Raw genomic sequence first — 18,418 nt, 5'->3', positions numbered from 1 at the left:
CCATGCACGGTTATGACTACGGATTGATACTTGCCTTTTTCGCGTTGGTGCTGATTCCGGCACCGTTTCTGGGACGGTTCTATTACAGGGTCATGGAGGGCCAGCGCACCTGGCTTTCAACCATTCTCGGCCCGATGGAGCGTGGCTGTTATCGCCTGGCTGGTATCGATCCTGCTATCGAGCAGAGCTGGCAAAAATATGCCCTGGCCTTGCTTGCTTTCAACCTGGCGGGGTTCGTGTTGCTGTTCGCAATGCTGCTGCTACAGGGATATCTGCCCCTCAATACCGAGCAATTGCCTGGCATGGAGTGGACTCAGGCCTTCAACACGGCCGTCAGTTTCATGACCAATACCAACTGGCAGTCCTACAGTGGCGAGGCATCCCTGAGCTACTTGAGCCAGATGGTCGGCCTGACCGTGCAAAACTTCGTCAGCGCCGCCACTGGCCTGGCGGTGCTGGTGGCGCTGTGTCGTGGCATCGGGCGCCGGTCCGCCGCGACGCTGGGTAATTTCTGGGTCGATATGACCCGTGCCACGCTCTACGGGCTCTTGCCGTTGTGCCTGTTACTGGCCTTGTTCCTGGTGTGGCAGGGCGTGCCGCAGACCTTCGCGCATTACGTCCACGCCGTGACGATGCAGGGCACGGACCAGGTGATCCCGCTGGGTCCGGCCGCCAGCCAGATTGCGATCAAGCAACTGGGTACCAACGGTGGTGGGTTCTTTGGTGTCAACTCGGCGCATCCGTTCGAAAACCCGACGGCCTGGAGCAACCTGTTCGAAGTCGCCTCGATCATCCTGATTCCCGCCGCGCTGGTGTTCACTTTCGGCCACTACGTCAAGGACCTGCGCCAGAGCCGGGCGATCATCGCCTGCATGCTTGTGCTGTTCTTGATCGGCGGCGCTACTTCGTTATGGGCGGAATACCAGCCCAATCCGGCCCTGATCAACGAGGCGGTGGAACAAGCCGCGCCACTGGAAGGCAAGGAGTCACGGTTCGGTACCACCGCCACGGTGCTGTGGTCGGTGACCACCACCTCGGCCTCCAATGGCTCGGTCAACGCGATGCACGACAGCCTGAACCCGCTCAGCGGCATGGTCGCGTTGGTAAACATGATGGTCGGCGAAGTGATCTTCGGCGGCGTGGGTGCCGGGCTCTACGGGATGCTGTTGAACGTGCTGATCGGGGTGTTTCTGGCAGGCTTGATGATCGGCCGAACTCCGGAATACCTGGGCAAGAAGCTCGGTGCCAGGGAAGTGCAGTTGTTGGTGGTGACCTTGCTGGTCATGCCCGTCAGTGTCCTGGTGCTCGGTGCTGTCGCCGCGAGCCTGCCGGGACCATCGTCCGCAGTGAGCAACCCTGGCGCCCACGGCTTCAGCCAGTTGCTGTACGCCTATACCTCGGCGGGGGCGAACAACGGTTCGGCATTCGCCGGGTTCGGCGCCAATACGCCTTTCCATAACCTGATGTTGGGCCTGGGCATGCTGATCGGTCGTTTCGGCTACATCCTGCCGGTGCTGGCATTGGCCGGCAGCCTGGCGCTGAAAAAAAACGCGCCGATCGGCCAGAACAGCTTCCCCACCCACGGTCCGTTATTCGTGACCCTGCTGACCGTGACCATTCTATTGGTAGGCGGCCTGAGCTTCCTGCCGACCCTGGCCCTGGGGCCGATTGCCGAACACCTGAGCATGGGCTTCTGAGGAACCGATGATGACTATGTCTGCAACCGAAACGGTCGCCACCAAGGCCGCCCAATCACCGAAGACTTCGATCTCTACCCTGTGGCGGCCCGCGCTGAAGCAAGCTTTCGTCAAGCTCGATCCGCGGCAGTTGTATCGGGCACCGGTGATGCTGGTGGTGGAGTTGACCGCGATTTTCACTACGGTGTTGTGCTTCATTCCCGACAGCGTTGTGCCAGTCTTCGTGGCTGCGCAGATTGCGCTCTGGCTGTGGTTCACCGTGCTGTTCGCCAATTTCGCCGAAGCCTTGGCCGAGGGGCGTGGCAAGGCCCGGGCCGACAGCCTCAAGGCCGGTAGCGACGGCCTCACTGCACGCCGTCGGACAGCTACAGGGTTTGAATCGGTCCCCGCCAGCGCCTTGAGCAAGGGCGACGTGGTTCGCGTCGAGGCGGGGGAGATGATTCCGGGTGACGGTGAAGTGATCGAAGGAATCGCCGCAGTCAACGAGGCCGCCATCACGGGGGAGTCGGCACCCGTGATCCGGGAATCCGGTGGGGATCGTTCGGCCGTCACCGGCAACACTCGGCTGGTTTCCGACTGGTTGCTGGTGCGTATCACGAGCAACCCCGGTGAGTCCACGCTGGACCGCATGATCGCCCTGGTCGAAGGCGCCAAACGCCAGAAGACCCCCAACGAAGTGGCGTTGGATATCCTGTTGATCGGCCTGACCCTGATCTTCCTGCTGGTGGTCGTCACGTTGCAACCGTTCGCCCATTTCGCCAATGGCAGCCTGCCGCTGGTTTTCCTGGTGGCGCTGCTGGTTACGCTGATTCCCACCACCATCGGCGGTCTGCTGTCGGCCATTGGCATCGCCGGCATGGACCGGCTGGTACGCCTGAATGTGATCGCCAAGTCCGGTCGTGCGGTGGAGGCGGCGGGGGACGTTCATGTGCTGATGCTGGACAAGACCGGCACCATCACTTTTGGCAATCGGCGTTGCGCCGCGGTGTATGCCGCTCCGGGTGTCAGTGCCAGGGAGCTGGCCGAAGGCGCGCTGTTCGCCTCGTTGGCCGACGAGACCGCCGAAGGCAAGTCCATCGTCGAATACCTGCGCGGTCTGCATCCGCAGCCCGAACCCGCTGTCGACTTGCTGACTGTCGTCCCCTTCAGCGCGGAGACCCGTTTGTCCGGTGTCGATTATCAGGGACGCAAATATCGCAAGGGGGCCGTCGATTCGCTGCTGGCATTCGTTGGTCTGCCACGCGATGAGTTGCCCCCGGTGCTCGCTCGGGAGGTCGACAGGATCGCCCAGAGTGGTGGCACGCCTCTGCTGGTGTGCGTCGACGGCAAGTTGTTGGGCGCCATCCATCTCAAGGACGTGGTCAAGCCCGGCATCCGCGAACGGTTTGCCGAGCTGCGCAAGCTGGGGATTCGCACGGTGATGGTCACTGGCGACAACCCTCTGACCGCCGCCGCAATTGCTGCCGAGGCCGGTGTCGATGACGTGCTGGCCGAAGCCACGCCGGAAAAGAAACTGGCGCGTATTCGTCACGAGCAGAATGACGGCCGACTGGTAGCCATGTGCGGCGACGGCGCCAACGACGCGCCGGCCCTGGCCCAGGCCGATGTCGGCATGGCAATGAATGACGGCACGCAGGCAGCGCGGGAAGCGGCCAATATGGTCGACCTCGACAGTGACCCAACCAAATTGCTGGATGTGGTGCAGATCGGCAAGGAGCTGCTGGTCACCCGGGGCGCGTTGACCACGTTCTCCGTGGCCAATGACGTCGCCAAGTACTTCGCAATCCTGCCGGCGTTGTTCGCTTCTATCTATCCGCAGCTCGGTGTGTTGAACGTGATGCACTTGAACAGCCCGCAAAGCGCGATTGTCTCGGCCATCGTCTTCAATGCGCTGATTATCGTGGTGCTGATCCCCTTGGCCCTGCGGGGCGTGCGGGTGCAGGCGGCGAGCGCGGCGGCACTGCTGCGGCGCAACCTGTTGATCTACGGCCTGGGTGGGATCGTGGTGCCATTCGCAGGCATCAAGGCAATCGATATGTTGCTGACAGCGTTGAACCTGGTCTGAGCCTGATGCCGGCCAACTGGCCTGAGCGTCGCTAGAGGTTGTTGTTTCAATTCGAGGATTCTGAGATGTCCACACTGTTACGCCCGGCCTTGAGCCTGTTATTGCTGATGACCCTGATCACAGGTGTTGCTTATCCGTTGGTGGTGACGGGCGTCGCGCAAATGGTGTTTCCCGCCCAGGCCAACGGCAGCCTGGTCCAGGATGCCGACGGCAAGGTGCGCGGTTCGATGCTGATCGCCCAGGATTTCCAGGGCGATGCCTGGTTCCATCCACGGCCATCGGCCGGTGCCTTCGCCACGGTCGCCAGTGGCGCCAGTAACCTTTCCCCGAGCAATCCGGCTCTGGCCGCCCGAGTGATCGAAGACGCTCGCAAGCTTCAGGTGACCGAGCAAGGGCCTGTACCGCTGGCGCTGCTCACCACCTCCGGCAGCGGCCTCGATCCGCACTTGCCTCCGGCAGCGATTGCCTATCAACTGGCGCGTGTCGCGGCGGCGCGCAATCTGCCGGTTTCGACTGTGCAGCAATTACTCGATGCACACATCGAGCAGCCCTTGGTGGGGCCGCCGGTGGTGAATGTCCTGGCATTGAACCTGGCTTTGGAAAAGCTGTAATCAGGCGTCGGAACATTCACTGCATCAAAATCTGAAATGAGAGAACCCCATCGCATGAGCGACTCCGACCGTGCCGACGCACTGTTAGCCAACTTGCCCCGCACTGGCCGTGGTCGGCTCAAGGTCTTCCTTGGTGCGGCCCCTGGGGTCGGCAAGACTTACGCCATGTTGCAGGCGGCCCACGCCCAACTGCGCCAGGGCGTGCAGGTGCTCGCTGGGGTGGTGGAGACTCATGGTCGAACCGAAACCGAGGCGCTGCTCGGTGGCCTGGCACAGCAACCGTTGGTGCGCTCGGAATACCGTGGTGTGACGCTTGAAGAAATGGACCTCGACGGCCTGCTCGCGGCACGTCCGGCCCTGGTGCTGGTGGACGAACTGGCCCACAGCAATGCCCCCGGCAGCCGGCACGCCAAGCGATGGCAGGATATCCAGGAATTGCTTACCGCCGGCATCGACGTCTATACCACCGTGAACGTCCAGCACTTGGAAAGTCTCAACGACCAGGTGCGTGGCATCACCGGCGTGCAGGTTCGCGAGACCTTGCCCGATTGGGTTCTGCAGGAGGCCGACGAGCTGCTGCTGATCGACCTGCCCCCTCGTGAGCTGCTGGAGCGTCTGCGCGAAGGCAAGGTCTACGTCCCGGAGCAGGCTCGGGCAGCCATCGATGCGTTCTTCAGCCAGACCAACCTGACCGCCTTGCGCGAGCTGGCGATGCAGACCGCCGCGGCCCAGGTGGACAAGGACCTGACCCAGGGCTATCGGCAACTGGGTCAGGCTGCGCCGGCGGTGCGCGGACGACTGCTGGTGGGGGTGGATGGCGACATCCAGGCCGAACGTCTGGTGCGCCACGCCAGCCGCGTCGCCCAGCGCCGGCATCTGCCGTGGAGCCTTGTGCATGTGGATAACGGCAGCACCCGGGACGAGACCTCGCGTCAACGCCTGCAAACCGCCCAGCAACTGGCGGAACGCCTGGGCGGCGAAGTGGTGCTGCTGAGGGCCGGTGAAGTGGCCAGGACCTTGATCCAGCACGCCACCGAGCGCCGTGCCACGCTGGTGTTGGTGGGGCAATCCCGGCCACGCTTGCGCCGGCGCTGGTTCGGCGGCGGTCTGGCGTCGCGTCTGCTGCGAGATGCCCGGGGGCTGGAGATCAACGTGTTGGACAGCGATGAGCAGCCGCGTCCCGCCCATGTGCGTTCAGATGCCGCGCGCAGCGGGTTCGACTATGCGTTGGCGCTGTTAGCAACCATGGCCGCCAGCGCGCTGGCCTGGGGGATCTCCGGGCTGCTGGCATTGCCCAACATTTCTCTGGTATTTCTGATGGCGGTCTTGCTGGTGGCGGTGCGCAGCAGCCTCGGCCCCGCGCTGGCGTGCGCGGCTCTGTCATTCCTGGCCTATGACTTTCTGTTCATCCCGCCGAATTTCTCCTTCACCATCCAGCGCGAAGAGGACGTGCTGACGCTGGTGTTCTTCCTGCTGATGGCGGCCCTGACCGGCAACCTCGCCGCTCGCCAGCGTCGTCAGTTGCAGGTGCTGCGCGATACCCAGCAGGAAACCGGCGAGTTGCTCGACCTGTCTCGAAAGCTCACGGCGGCGACTGACAGACAGGCAGTGATCAGTGCCGCCGTGCAGCACTTTGACGGTTGGCACGATTTGCAGTTGTGTCTGCTCAACCGTGATGGCCAGGCGGGCTGGAAAGTCGAAACCGGCGAACCGCTGACCTTCAGCGAGGCCGAGCGTGCCGCCGCCGACTGGGCCTGGCAGCATGATCAGTCAGCCGGGGCAGGGACCGGTACGCTGCCATCCGGGCGTTGGTGGTGGTGGCCATTGTCGGTGGAGGGGGGGCCCTTGGCATTGTTGGGGGCATGCCCCAGGGACGGCAAGCCGTTGAGTGGTCAGCGGCGACGTCTGCTGGCCGCCCTCGGTCAGCCGCTGGCCCAGGCGTTGGCGAGGGCCCAGCTGGCCCAGGATCTGGAAGCGGCACGCTTGCACGGCGAAACCGAGCAACTGCGCAGCGCCTTGCTGGCCTCGGTGTCCCATGATCTGCGCACACCGCTGACCGCGATGCGGGGTAGCATCGACAGCCTGCTGGCGCTGGGAGAGGCGATCCCGTTGGCAGATCGTCGCGAATTGCTTGAAGGCACTCGCGACGAAGCCGAACGGCTGGATCGCTACATCCAGAACCTGCTGGACATGACCCGGCTTGGCCACGGCGCCCTGAAACTGGCGCGGGACTGGGTGGCGCCGGCCGATATCGTGGGCAGCGCGCTCAATCGATTGCGTGCGGTGCTGGCGTCGCTGGAGGTCAGCGTCGAGGTGCCGGCCGAACTGCCGTTGCTGCACATCCATGCAGCGCTGATCGAACAGGCCCTGGTGAATGTACTGGAGAACGCTGCGCGATTCTCACCGGCGCACGGCCGGTTGTTACTGAGCGCCGGAGCGACGGATCGCGAAGTATTCTTTGCCGTGGCCGATGAGGGGCCGGGAATTCCGGCAGAGGAGCGGGACAAAATCTTCGACATGTTCTACACCGCTGCGCGCGGCGATCGGGGCGGACAGGGCACCGGGCTGGGATTGGCCATCTGCCAGGGCATGGTCGGTGCCCATGGCGGGCGGATCAGTGTGGACGAAGGGCTCGACGGACGCGGAACCTGTATCACGTTGCACTTGCCCTCGCAGGCACAACCGGGCATGGACGATGAAGCCTGAGCCGGGCTGGGATATTCTCCTGCCATCTATTTGTATTGAACGGACCTCATGAACCAGACCGCCACACTTTTGGTCATCGACGATGAACCGCAGATCCGCAAGTTCTTGCGCATCAGCCTGGCCTCCCAGGGCTACAAGGTGCTGGAGGCCGCCACGGGCAGCGACGGCCTGGCCCAGGCAGCGTTGAACAAGCCCGACCTGCTGGTCCTCGACTTGGGCCTGCCGGACATGGACGGCCAACAAGTGCTGCGCGAGTTTCGCCAATGGTCGGCGGTACCGGTGCTGGTGCTGTCGGTGCGGGCCAGCGAAGCGCAGAAGGTCGAGGCGCTGGACAATGGGGCCAATGACTACGTTACCAAGCCGTTCGGCATCCAGGAGTTCCTGGCCCGCATCCGTGCGCTGCTGCGACAGGTTCCAGCGGCGGAGGGGCGGGAAGCGGCTGTGACCGTCGGCCCGCTGACGGTGGACCTGGCTTACCGGAGGGTGCTGCTCGATGGCGCCGAAGTGTCGCTGACCCGCAAGGAATATGCAGTGTTGGCGCAACTGGCGCGTCACCCTGGGCGGGTCATCACCCAGCAGCAACTGCTCAAGGACATCTGGGGCCCGACCCACGTCGAAGACAGCCATTATCTGCGGATTGTGGTGGGCCACCTGCGGCAAAAGCTGGCGGATGATCCTACGCGGCCCCGGTTCATCGTGACCGAAGCGGGGGTGGGGTATCGGTTGCTGGAAGAGGGTGGGATCCAGTTCAGTGGTGTCTGATCTGATGCCATCGCGATCAGGCCCTGACAGCCGATAGAGATCCTTCAGTCACTCATCGCTCCTCACGCTCATACCGATCCAGCGTATCACTGGCAATTTCCCGCCCCAGCGCGATCAATTCAGGCGCCTTGTAGAACTCGAAAAAACGGCATACCCGTTTCGGCACGTTGATCAGCACATCCGGCGGGTACCCGGCGATCTTGTACTGGGCGAGAGAGGTCTGCATCACCTCGAAACTCTGGTTGATCAGGTCCAATAACGAAGCCGGGCCGACGTTATCGATGATGAACGAGCCCGTAGCGGACTTTGGTGCGCCTTCGGCCTCAGGCGCGGCGGCCGGTTGCTGGCCTTCGGGTTCGGCGGATTCGATCCATGGATTGAGCGCCGCTGCCTCCGCCTTCAGCGCCTCCTGTTCCAGCAGCAGCAATTGTTCGGCTTGTTTGCGCCGGAACGGCATGCGCGAGCCCAAGGAGTTGACCAGGGTGTCGAAGCGGCGCCGGAACGCAGCTGGACGCGGGATTACCGGCAACCGATATTGTCGCTGGTTCGTGGCATTGAGGTTGACCGCGATGATCAGGTCGCAATGGCTGGACACTACCGGCACGATCGGCAATGGATTGAGCAGGCCGCCATCCACCAGCATGCGGTTGCCTTGCATCACTGGTGTGAACAGGCTGGGAATTGCCGCCGACGCCCGCATGGCCTGGTGCAGGCAACCTTCCTGGAACCAGATTTCCTGTTGGTTGGTCAGGTCGGTGGCCACGGCCGTGTAGGGAATGCGCAGATCTTCGATATTGAGTTCGCCGACGATCTTGCGGATCTGTCCGAAGACCTTTTCCCCACGGATCGCCCCCAGGCGAAAGCTCACGTCCACCAGTCGCAGGACATCCAGATAGTCCAGGCTTTCGATCCAGTTGCGATAGTCGTCGAGTTTGCCCGCGGCATAGATCCCGCCGACGACGGCGCCCATGGAGCAACCGGCGATGCAGGCGATGTCATAGCCACGCCGTTCGATTTCCTCGATCACACCAATATGCGCGTAGCCCCGTGCGCCACCCGAGCCCAATACCAATGCGACACGTTTTGTCATGACCTGGCCCCCTTGTCGAACAGACTTCAACAATGCACTCATCGACGGCCCGGCTCAATCGTCATGGCGCAGGCGTCGTTTTTTGACACGCCGATGTGGCTTTTTTGTATTCTCGCCCACACTTGAATTAACGCGGTCCGGCCTCGGCACTTTTTGCTGGCGGGACCGTCTTACCAGCACGACTGTTGACCTTGAGGTGTTATCGATGAAAGCCCGGATCTGCCTGCCCTTGGTGGCTTCCCTGATGGTTCTGGCCCTGGCCGGTTGCGCCGGCAAAACCGCTTACCGTGACAGCTGCGGCAGCCAGCTCGACGCCGCCTGGAAGGAACTCGACCTGGCCAAGGCCGAAGGTTTTGCCGGCACCGTGAGTTATTCCAAAGCCCTGTCGCTGCTGACCGGTGCCAAGACCCAGCAGCAGTTCGAAGCCTTTGAAGGCTGCACCAGAAAAGCCGAGAAGGCGCGTTTCTACATCCGCGAATCCCGCGCAGGACGATAAAACCAGCGACAAGCCATGAGCTGCGAGCTACAAGTGAAGGGGCATGCATCGCTCCTCACTTGACGCTTGCAGCTGAAAGCTGCGTACGGAGTACGTCCATGATCGATCGATTGGTGGCCCGGATACTGGGCCTGGAAGTCCGCCTGCTGGCCTGCCAGGCCCGCTTGAATGCCCATACCGACAGCGAGGCGCTGCATGACCTGCGTACCACGGTTCGCCGTTTGCGCAGCCTGCTTCGTCCGTTGCGGGGGTTGCCCGGCGTCGAGCAGTTGGAGTCCGCCGCTTCGGCGGTCGGCACCCTGACCACCCCGTTGCGTGATCGGGAAGTGCTGGCGGCCTATCTTGAGAAACATGGCAAGGCCCAAGCCGCCGAGCAGCGTCGGGTGCAGATGGAGGGCGCCTATCCTGCCGTGGCCGAAAGCCCGGAGCTGGCGCAGCTGTTGATGATCCTCGACGCGTTCCCGCGCTTCATTCGTGCCGCCCAACGTGAAGGGCTGCTCAAAGGCCTGCGCAAGCGCATCGAAAAGCGTCTGGACAAACAATGGAAGAAACTCGGCGAAGCCTTGCGCGATCCAGCTCACGACCGCCATCGGCTGCGCCTGCTGATCAAGCGCGTGCGCTACGCCATCGAGGCTTACCCTGAACTCAACCGCTTGCCCGAAGCGGCCATGCCACGACTCAAATCCGCCCAGGGCGCGCTGGGTGACTGGCACGATTGCTGGCAGTGGCTGGCCAGGGCCGAGCAGGAGCGAGATCTGCAACCTTGCGTGCCGGTCTGGCAAATCACCATGGGCAAGGCCGAGGCCAAGTCCGACAGGGTTCTCGATAAGCTGATTGCCAGTTGCTTCGAAAAATCCTGACCCCTGCACCTATTCCGCCTGTGGGAGCGGGCTTGCTCCGGGCGGCGTGTCAGTCGACATCTCTATTGGATGTGCCTGCCTCTTCGCGAGCAAGCCCGCTTCCACATGGAGATGGGTAGATTCAGGTATGGCGGCTTTTCTGTCAGCCTCTTTGGCCGGAATGAGCGCTGTGCCATTGCCCCCGGCTGGTTAAGATCCGTTCAACTTTCTTCCCAGTCTTCGAGGTTGTCATGCGCTTTTCCGATTTGATCGATGCCGTGCGCCACCAACCCGGCGCCGTGGTTGTTCCGCCGGAATGGGGCCAGGGACGCGCCAGTTTTGGTGGGCTGATAGCGGCGTTGCAATACGAAGCGATGCGTGCGCAGGTCCCGGCGGATCGTCCGGTGCGTTCGCTGGCGATCACCTTCGTCGGCCCGGTCGAACCGGACGTACCCGTCAGTTTCGAGGTCGACGTGTTGCGTGAAGGCAAGGCGGTCAGCCAGGTCGTGGGGCGTGCGGTACAGAAGGGGCAGGTGGTGACCCTGGTCCAGGGCAGCTTCGGTGCATCCCGTGCTTCCGTGGTGGCGGTACACGCCGAACCTGCTCCGCCCTTCACTGAGGTGGAGCGGTGCCAGGAGCTGCCCTACGTCAAAGGCGCCACGCCGGAGTTCATGAGGCATCTGGCAATGCGTTGGAGCGTCGGCGGCCTGCCGTTTACCGGAAATAAATCCCGGAGTATGGGGGGCTGGGTACGGTTACGGGGGGATGTAAAGGAGGAACCGCTCAACGAGGCTCACATCCTGGCGTTGGTGGACGCCTGGCCTCCCGCGTTGTTGCCTCACCTCACGCAAATGGCGCCGGGCAGCACGCTCACCTGGACCATCGAGTTTGTCCAGCCGGTGCTGGAGCTTACGACCCTGGACTGGTGCCAATACCTGGCCGAAATCGAGCACGCCCAGGACGGCTACGGACACGTCGCCGCGAAGTTCTGGAGCGCCGATGGGCGTCTGATCGCCATGAGCCGGCAGACCGTGACGATCTTCGGCTGACGCTGCGGTCTGTTCAGTGTCGGTGACGTTGCAGTGAAAGCGACGCGAACACACCGATGATGCCGATGGCGACATCCGCCAGGTTCAGCTTGAACATCCCTGTGAGGATCAACAGGAACGCAACGATGAACAGGGGGATCGCAATCAACTGCAAAACCTGATGGGTCGGTTGGCGGTGGTTGTCGGGGTAGACGCGCCATTGCCAGGCCGCAAGGTTGGGGTGACGTTTGCCCATGATGGTGATCCTTGAGTCGATGGAACCGAATGACCCAAGGATAGGCGCGGCAGGAAGGGCGGGCGAATCGTGGTTGGCTATCGAAGCGATAGGTGCTGGAGTCTGGATCAATGGCAGACTGTCATCGCGGGCAGGCCTTGCCTGCGATAACAGTGTCTCAGAGTTTCAACTGCCCGATCGCCTTGTTCAGTTCACCCGCCAGGGTCGCCAGTTCATGACTGGTGGTGGCCGAGTCCACGGTTTGGCGCACGGTGTTTTCAGTGACATCACGAATACCGACTACCGCCCGGTTCATTTCTTCGGCAACCTGGCTCTGCTGTTCGGCCGCGACGGCGATCTGGGTGTTACTTTCACGCATCTGCGCCACCGCGCCGGTAATCTGTTCCAGCGCCTCGCCCGCTTCGCGAGCTTGCTGTACGCAGTCGTCAGCCTTGTAGGAACTTTCCTGCATGAAATCCACCGCATCCCGGGTCCCTGCCTGCAGGGCGGAGATCATGGTGGTGATTTCGTCTGTTGAGATTTGCACCCGCTTGGCGAGGTTGCGTACCTCATCGGCGACCACGGCGAAGCCCCGACCCATGTCCCCGGCCCGCGCCGCCTCGATGGCTGCATTGAGGGCCAGCAGGTTGGTCTGTTCGGCGATGCTGTGGATCACGCTGACCACGCTGTTGATCTTCTGGCTGTCTTCGGCCAGGCGCTGGATCATTTCGGCGGTCTGTTGCACGCCGGATGAAAGCCCGGTGATCGATTGTTGTACACGGCCCACCACTTCGCGACCGTTGCCGGCCAGGGTGTCGGCGGTTTTCGACAGGTCGCGGGTGGCGCCGGCATGTTGGGCGATGTGGTGCACCGTGGCAGACATTTCGTTGATCGCCGTTGCTGCCTGATCGGTTTCGCTCTGCTGGCCGAGCATGCCGTGGCGCACATCGTTCATGCTCGACGCCAGGCGTGCCGCTCCGTTGTCCAGTTGTCGAGCGGTGTTGGCTACGGTATCGACGACCCGCTGATAACCGGCCTGCATGGCGTTGAATGCCGCGGCCATCTGGCCTACTTCATCCTGGCAGGCCAAGGGCACGCGGGCGGATAGATCGCCGGTCCGTTCCACGTGCAGCATCACGTCCTTCAACGTGTTGAGTTGGCTCAGTAAAAAGCGGATCAACAACTGAGACGCACCCAGCATCGCCAACATCAGCACGAATACCGCCACGGCGTATTGGCTGAAGCGTTCGCTGAAGACCTGGCTCAGGCTTGCCCCAGGGACGAGGACGGCGAGTTGCTGGCCGTCGCTTCGCTGGATCACCTCGGCGCCCAACAGCGGCCGGTCGCCGAATAATGGCTTGGCATCGAGCTCGACCCAGCCTGCGGCCGCCGCCAGTGTCGGCAACGGCACGCCCTCGAAAACGGGGACCTGGCCTCGGGGGAAGGTCAACAGGTAATCGGTCTTGGGCATGGCCTGTCCAACAGGCCAACGGTCGAGCAACCGGGCCTGGGCCTGGGCATTCGCCAGGGCTGCGTGGTTGCGAGCCTGTTGCTCCAGATGCACCGCGAAAAGGACAAGCAGCAGGGTGGTCACGAAGGCCACCGCATTGACCGCCCAGAATTTGTATTTCAGCGAGATGTTGCTAAGCCAGGCACCCATGGAAGGTCTTCTCTGATAGCGGAAACAGTTTTGGCAAGGTGCCATTATTGTGCCGCTAACCAAGGCTGGGGATTTTGATACGGATCAACAGATCACACTGTCCAGGGACTGCCGCAGAGGAGGTGTGTCCTAGCCTGGAATGACCGGCAACCCGAAAAACGCTCGGGCACACGCTGTGCTGTGCGCCGCGAGGTCTTCCTGGGACTCACCCCGGTGCAAGGCGACTTCGCGCAACACTTCGGTCAGGTAAGCCGGTTCGTTGCGGCCGTTCCTGGGCTTGGGACGCAGCGTGCGGGGCAGCAGGTACGGCGCATCGCTTTCCAGCATCAGCCGGCCGCGAGGGATGTCGCGTACCAAGGGATGCAAGTGCGTGCCCCGGCGCTCGTCGCAGATCCAGCCTGTGATGCCGATGTGCAGATCCAGGTCGAGATAGCTGTACAGCGCTTTTTTCTCGCCGGTGAAGCAATGCACCACCGCGGCTGGCAAGCGGTCGCGAAAGTCCCGCAGGATTTCGAGCAGTCGTTGGTCGGCGTCGCGTTCGTGGAGGAAGACCGGAAGCTGCAGTTCCACCGCCAGGGCAAGGTGCTCTTCCAGGACTTTTTCTTGCTGTGGACGAGGCGAGAAGTCCCGGTTGAAGTCCAGTCCGCATTCACCTACCGCCCGGACCCGGCTTTGTTTCAGCAGATCCTTGAGGTGCCGCGCGCTGTCGGCAGTCCATTCGCTGGCACTGTGAGGGTGAATGCCGGCGGTGGAAAACAGCCGTTGCGCGGTTTCATCGAGGCGCTGGCAGAGCTCGATCGCCTCTTCGCTGCCCTCGATGCTGGTGCCGGTCAGGACCAGTTGGCAGACACTGGCATCGTAGGCGCGCTCGAGCACCGCCTCGTGTTTGTCGGCGAAACTGGAGTTGGTCAGGTTGACGCCGATATCGATGAGTTGCATGGTGCTATCTCGGCCAAGGGCCCGAAAGCATACCAGAGCTGTAGATTTATAAGAAAAGCCAAGAACTACAATGAGTTGAGGCTGTCTGTTGAGGCCATGAGACAGGTCGGGTTGGTATAAAAGCCAGCACTGTGCCAGTCTTGCGCACTTTTCAGCGCCTCGGGCGCTCTGTTTCCGTCGACTCAAGCCTCGATTTTTCTGAAAGGCGAGTCCCGGTATCCTCCCGGAGAATGGATGGCACGTCCTCAGGTATTGTTACTGCTGTGTTGTTCGCTGCTTTTGCCGTGGTCGGCCGAAGCGCGGCTGCCCGGACCAGTGCAAACCGTGGCGCCGGGTACCGTGCGGGATCTGGCGCAGATCCGCAGCAGTCGCGTGCTCAAAGTGCTGGTCAATCAAAGTCGAAATAGTTCCGGTGAAGTCCAGGGACAATCCGTCGGCGTCGAATATCACAGGCTGCGAGCCTTCGAGCAGTACCTGAACGGCCACGCCCGCGATGGCCAGGAAATCACCCTCAAGATCATCCCCACTGCCAAGGACCAGTTGCTAGGTGCTTTGCACCGTGGCGAGGGCGACATGGTGGCGCCGGGCGAATTGCTCGAACCCCAGGCTGGCCAGGCGGTCAGCGCCAGCGATCCGATCCGATCCGATGTGCCCCTGCTGCTGGTGGGCATAAAGGGCGAGAAACGTTATACCCGCGTGGAACAGCTCTCCGGCAAGAGCCTGGCCCTGCCCAATGGCAGTGCGGCGGGAGATGCCGTGAATCAGATTAACCAGAAGCTGGGGCTGCTCAAATTGCCACCGGTGAAGATCGAATGGGTGGATCCGAGCCTGGCGGTGGAAGATGTGCTGGAGATGGTCCAGGGTGGGATCTTTCACCTGACGATCGTCGAACAACCGATTGCCGAGCGCTGGGGCAAGATTCTCCCCAAGCTGCGTTTCGATCGACAGGTGTTGATTGGTGAACCGCGAAGCGAGCACTGGTTCGTTCGCCGTGACGCTGCCATGCTGCGCGCCAGCATCAACGGATTCCTGACCACCTACAAGGTGCCGTCAAATCAGGATGCGGCGTTCCTGCGTATCTATCGTCGTTTGTATCAGGTCCACAACCCATTGGCTCGGGCCGATCGCCAGCGTTTGGAGAAGCTGCGTCCGGTGTTGCAAAAGCATGCCGAGGCTCAAAACATGGACTGGCTGAACCTGGCTGCCCTGGCGTTCAAGGAGTCGGCCTTGCAACCCAATGCCCGCAGTGGCAGCGGGCCCACAGGCCTGATGCAGATCACTCCGTCGGCAGCCCAGCGGGTAGGTGTAGGCAATATCCAGAACCTGGATGCGAACGTGCAGGCCAGCGCAAAGTACCTGGCCATGATCCGTCGCAAGTTTTTTTCCAGCCCCAAACTCAACGAACGCGAACGCATGGCCTTCGTGTTGGCAGCCTACAACATGGGACCGGAGCGGGTGCAGGGCATGCGTGCCGAGGCCCGGCGACGGGGCCTCAATCCCAACCAGTGGTTCTTCCAGGTCGAGCGCATTGCCATGGAGCAGGTGGGAATGGGCGCCGTCAGCTACGTTAATAGTGTGAACAAGTACTATCTGGCGTTTGATCGGGAACGAGAGTCGCTGGAGCCCAAGGAGCAAAAAGTCGCCACACGGAAGTGATCTAATCATTTGATATGAATGACGAATATTTTCCACTTTTGTCATTTGTTTATTTGATTAATATGGCGACCATCAACTGCACTCACTCAGGAAATGCACGCTATGAGCACCGTCATCAACAAAGTCCTATCTACCCGCGCTGGCTATGGCCTGACCGTTTTGCGTATAGCGGTGGGCATCATTTTCGTCGCTCATGGCGCGCAGAAACTTTTCGGCCTGTTCGGTGGCTACGGTCTGGCCGGGACGGCTCAATGGATGGAAAGCATCGGGCTGACCCCCGGTTACCTGATGGCGACTTTGGCAGGCGGCACGGAGTTCTTCGCCGGGTTGGCGTTGGTCATCGGTTTGCTGGCCCGTCCGGCGGCATTGGGCCTGGCTTTCCTATCGCTGGTGGCGATTTTTTCGGTCCATATCGGTAACGGTCTGTTCATGGCAAACAATGGTTATGAGTTCGCCCTGGCCTTGTTGGCCGGCAGCATTGCGGTACTGATCGAAGGTGCGGGCAAGTTCTCGGTCGACGGCGCTGTCGCTCGCTCATAGTCAAATCCACCTTTGAAAGGCCCGTCTGGTACGGGCCTTTTTTATGGACGCTGATTCTTGACACCGGCCGGTCGGCTTCTCTAGGATGCTGCCCATGCGCCGATTTAAACAGCTACTTGCGGGGCGCCAGGTGACTCAGGGAGTTGCCGTCAGAAGCCAGAGACACGGCTTCGAAATACCGCTAAAGCGCTGGTTCGGTGTTGCCTCTCACCTGCCATGCAGACTTTCGAGGCAGAGACACGACACGATGAACGCACCCAACTCCCTGGCCCGTCTGGCGCCTATTACGGCAAGTCTTCTGCAGCGCAATCCGAAAATTCTCCTGGGCGGTACCCATCAGCCGACACTGTTGCGCTATCTCGACGGATGGCCAAGGCGTAGTCACGGGCCTGCCGCGTTCTTGATCCAGTTTGTCGAAGACGGCGAGTCGCTGGCACGTTTTGCCAACGACAGTTTCGACCTGGCCGTCATCCAGTCCCCCAGCGCAGCGGATGCCCCCGAGATGATCCGACAGCTGACCCGCATTGCGCGGCAGGGATTGATCACTCGGCGTTGAGACGGTCGGCCTTTGCCATCGCTCTGACCCCGTTGGCGTGCATGCAGTTGAACACAATCCGGCTACGGGTCGACCAGTCGGTATTGATGATATGAAAGCGCTGGATATAGCTGTTGCTGTTCCTGGAGTCGAACCATGCGTCGATCTTGTCGCTGAAATCATCCGGGACATGCAGGGGCAGCACGTACTTGGCGCATTGTATCGAGCGCAATGCGAAGTCCGGTTTTTGCCTGGCGGACTGCTCGTCCATGAACTTTTTCAACTCGGCGGTTGTGTTCAGGTTCTGGCCGCTCCATTGATGTTCCACGCCTTTCCAGTACTTCGCCCTGACACGATGGTTGTAGGCAATCACCACGGTTCGTTCCGGGCGATGGGTCCAGATGTCGCCCACCGTTGAACGTCGCCAGTTCCGGGGGATCAAGCGTGACCCCAGTTTCTTATTGATCAATTTGTGCAACTCCTGGTGGGTCGCACGAGTGAAGTGCTTGAACTTGTGAAAGTTCAGGATGACGATTTCCTTTGCCCTGGTTGCCTTGTTGTCGGGGTCGTCATAGAAATGATTCAACGGGTCCAGGACATCGCCACCCACGGTGCGACCGGAAGAGCTGAAGTGGAACAGTTGGAAGCGCTTGTCGCTGTCGGGGGGCGCGTGGGCGCTGAACACCACGCGCAAGTCCAGCACACGAAAGCCTGCCAGAATCTGTTCGATGATTGGAACGTCCTGGGTTTTCTCCTGAAGCAAGGTCGGGCTGGGCGCTGCCTTGTCGGCACCCGAGTCATGGGTGCCAGGCAGGATAAGTTCATCGATACGCAGTGTGTCCAACCCCGGAGTGTTATACATCCAGTTGTCGAGTCCATGATGGGTCGCTTTCACGATTATTCTTCCTTGAATAATGTTCTGGGCAACAGGCGTGAGGCCGCCCGCGCCCATCATTCTGCGCAGCGCGGCTACCTTGTCAAAGGTTCAAGTTTGGAGGGATGTTTCCAGCCGGCGGGCTTTGAGCGCGGTGGACGGCTCAGGGGTAAGTGATGTCCACGATGTAGACCAGTTTTTCCCCGGTGGGCGTCTGCACCCTGACTTCAGCATCCAGCGCCTTGCCGATCAACGCCCGAGCCAACGGCGAGTCGATGCTGATGAGGTTCTGTTTCAAATCCAGTTCGTCGGGCCCGACGATGCGATAGCGAGACTCCTTGCCATCTTCATCTTCGACGGTGACCCAGGCGCCGAAGTACACCTTGTTCGGGTCGCTGGGCTTTTCCGTCACCACCTTGAGCGCTTCCAGGCGTTTGGTCAGGAAGCGAACGCGACTGTCGATTTCCCGCAGCATTTTCTTGCCGTAGGTGTACTCGGCATTCTCCGAGCGGTCCCCCTGGGCTGCCGCTTCGCTGACCGCCTGCGTGACCTGCGGGCGGCGCACATGCCATAGCTCATGAAATTCGGCGCGCATCCGCGCTTCCCCCTCGGGAGTGATCAGTGCGGTGCCGGCGGTGCGTGGTGGACGATAACGACTCATGGCGAATTCTTGTGAGGATGAGAC

16 protein-coding genes and 1 pseudogene are annotated in these 18,418 nt (G+C 61.5%); 11 read left to right on the top strand and 6 right to left on the bottom strand.

Annotated features, from left to right (window positions below; all coding sequences use genetic code 11):
* Nucleotides 1-2: 2 nt before the first annotated feature.
* From kdpA to LCU97_RS01960, 5 genes are all read left to right on the top strand, one after another.
* Nucleotides 3-1,697: a potassium-transporting ATPase subunit KdpA gene (gene kdpA, locus LCU97_RS01980; RefSeq protein WP_232775431.1), complete on the top strand. Its 1,695-nt coding sequence runs from the start codon at nt 3-5 to the stop codon at nt 1,695-1,697.
* Nucleotides 1,698-1,707: 10 nt separating this feature from the next.
* A complete protein-coding gene (gene kdpB / locus LCU97_RS01975; RefSeq protein WP_408636343.1) occupies nt 1,708-3,762 on the top strand; it encodes a potassium-transporting ATPase subunit KdpB in 2,055 nt (684 codons plus the stop codon).
* A 65-nt stretch (nt 3,763-3,827) separates the two neighbouring features.
* A complete protein-coding gene (kdpC, locus tag LCU97_RS01970) occupies nt 3,828-4,373 on the top strand; it encodes a potassium-transporting ATPase subunit KdpC (protein WP_053155122.1) in 546 nt (181 codons plus the stop codon).
* A gap of 54 nt (nt 4,374-4,427) precedes the next feature.
* Nucleotides 4,428-7,079 (top strand): sensor histidine kinase, encoded by a 2,652-nt coding sequence (locus LCU97_RS01965; RefSeq protein WP_232775430.1) that lies wholly within the window; start codon nt 4,428-4,430, stop codon nt 7,077-7,079.
* A 48-nt stretch (nt 7,080-7,127) separates the two neighbouring features.
* Complete coding sequence (locus tag LCU97_RS01960) at nt 7,128-7,841, top strand: response regulator (RefSeq protein ID WP_053155127.1); 714 nt, start codon at nt 7,128-7,130, stop codon at nt 7,839-7,841.
* Nucleotides 7,842-7,893: 52 nt separating this feature from the next.
* Here the strand turns inward: LCU97_RS01960 and LCU97_RS01955 are convergent, their stop codons facing one another.
* Nucleotides 7,894-8,931 (bottom strand): patatin-like phospholipase family protein, encoded by a 1,038-nt coding sequence (locus tag LCU97_RS01955; RefSeq protein WP_053155128.1) that lies wholly within the window; start codon nt 8,929-8,931, stop codon nt 7,894-7,896.
* A gap of 205 nt (nt 8,932-9,136) precedes the next feature.
* Between LCU97_RS01955 and LCU97_RS01950 the strand changes: the two genes are divergently transcribed.
* The 3 genes from LCU97_RS01950 (at nt 9,137) to LCU97_RS01940 (ending at nt 11,315) form a co-directional block, all read left to right on the top strand.
* Nucleotides 9,137-9,427 carry a hypothetical protein gene (locus tag LCU97_RS01950; protein WP_053155130.1) on the top strand — a complete coding sequence of 97 codons (291 nt, stop codon included), beginning with the start codon at nt 9,137-9,139 and terminating at the stop codon, nt 9,425-9,427.
* Nucleotides 9,428-9,525: 98 nt separating this feature from the next.
* On the top strand, nt 9,526-10,287 hold the full coding sequence (locus LCU97_RS01945) for a CHAD domain-containing protein (RefSeq protein ID WP_053155133.1): 762 nt from the start codon (nt 9,526-9,528) through the stop codon (nt 10,285-10,287).
* 230 nt (nt 10,288-10,517) lie between these two features.
* Nucleotides 10,518-11,315, top strand: coding sequence for an acyl-CoA thioesterase (locus tag LCU97_RS01940; protein WP_053155135.1), 798 nt, complete (start codon nt 10,518-10,520; stop codon nt 11,313-11,315).
* Between the two features lie 16 nt (nt 11,316-11,331).
* Here the strand turns inward: LCU97_RS01940 and LCU97_RS01935 are convergent.
* The 3 genes and pseudogenes from LCU97_RS01935 to LCU97_RS01925 form a co-directional block, all read right to left on the bottom strand.
* A pseudogene (locus LCU97_RS01935) lies at nt 11,332-11,550 on the bottom strand (terminase); the annotation flags it as partial.
* Nucleotides 11,551-11,707: 157 nt separating this feature from the next.
* A complete protein-coding gene (locus tag LCU97_RS01930; protein WP_232775429.1) occupies nt 11,708-13,189 on the bottom strand; it encodes a methyl-accepting chemotaxis protein in 1,482 nt (493 codons plus the stop codon).
* 129 nt (nt 13,190-13,318) lie between these two features.
* Nucleotides 13,319-14,128 carry a TatD family hydrolase gene (locus LCU97_RS01925; protein WP_232775428.1) on the bottom strand — a complete coding sequence of 270 codons (810 nt, stop codon included), beginning with the start codon at nt 14,126-14,128 and terminating at the stop codon, nt 13,319-13,321.
* Nucleotides 14,129-14,362: 234 nt separating this feature from the next.
* Between LCU97_RS01925 and LCU97_RS01920 the strand changes: the two genes are divergently transcribed.
* The 3 genes from LCU97_RS01920 to LCU97_RS01910 all read left to right on the top strand — a co-directional run bounded on the left by LCU97_RS01920 (nt 14,363) and on the right by LCU97_RS01910 (nt 16,880).
* A complete protein-coding gene (locus LCU97_RS01920; RefSeq protein ID WP_232775427.1) occupies nt 14,363-15,784 on the top strand; it encodes an MltF family protein in 1,422 nt (473 codons plus the stop codon).
* Between the two features lie 102 nt (nt 15,785-15,886).
* Complete coding sequence (locus LCU97_RS01915) at nt 15,887-16,324, top strand: DoxX family protein (RefSeq protein WP_053155143.1); 438 nt, start codon at nt 15,887-15,889, stop codon at nt 16,322-16,324.
* A gap of 247 nt (nt 16,325-16,571) precedes the next feature.
* Nucleotides 16,572-16,880 carry a hypothetical protein gene (locus tag LCU97_RS01910; RefSeq protein WP_053155145.1) on the top strand — a complete coding sequence of 103 codons (309 nt, stop codon included), beginning with the start codon at nt 16,572-16,574 and terminating at the stop codon, nt 16,878-16,880.
* Here the strand turns inward: LCU97_RS01910 and LCU97_RS01905 are convergent.
* Complete coding sequence (locus LCU97_RS01905; RefSeq protein WP_232775426.1) at nt 16,867-17,754, bottom strand: PI-PLC domain-containing protein; 888 nt, start codon at nt 17,752-17,754, stop codon at nt 16,867-16,869. The genes LCU97_RS01910 and LCU97_RS01905 overlap by 14 nt on opposite strands.
* A 142-nt stretch (nt 17,755-17,896) precedes the next feature.
* Nucleotides 17,897-18,394 carry a transcription elongation factor GreB gene (gene greB, locus LCU97_RS01900; protein WP_053155148.1) on the bottom strand — a complete coding sequence of 166 codons (498 nt, stop codon included), beginning with the start codon at nt 18,392-18,394 and terminating at the stop codon, nt 17,897-17,899.
* Nucleotides 18,395-18,418 lie beyond the last annotated feature (24 nt).

The organism is Pseudomonas uvaldensis (genome assembly GCF_021271205.1).
Classification (GTDB): domain Bacteria; phylum Pseudomonadota; class Gammaproteobacteria; order Pseudomonadales; family Pseudomonadaceae; genus Aquipseudomonas; species Aquipseudomonas uvaldensis.
The sequence above is the reverse complement of the archived record's forward strand: the minus strand, read 5'-3'. Positions and strand labels throughout refer to the sequence as shown.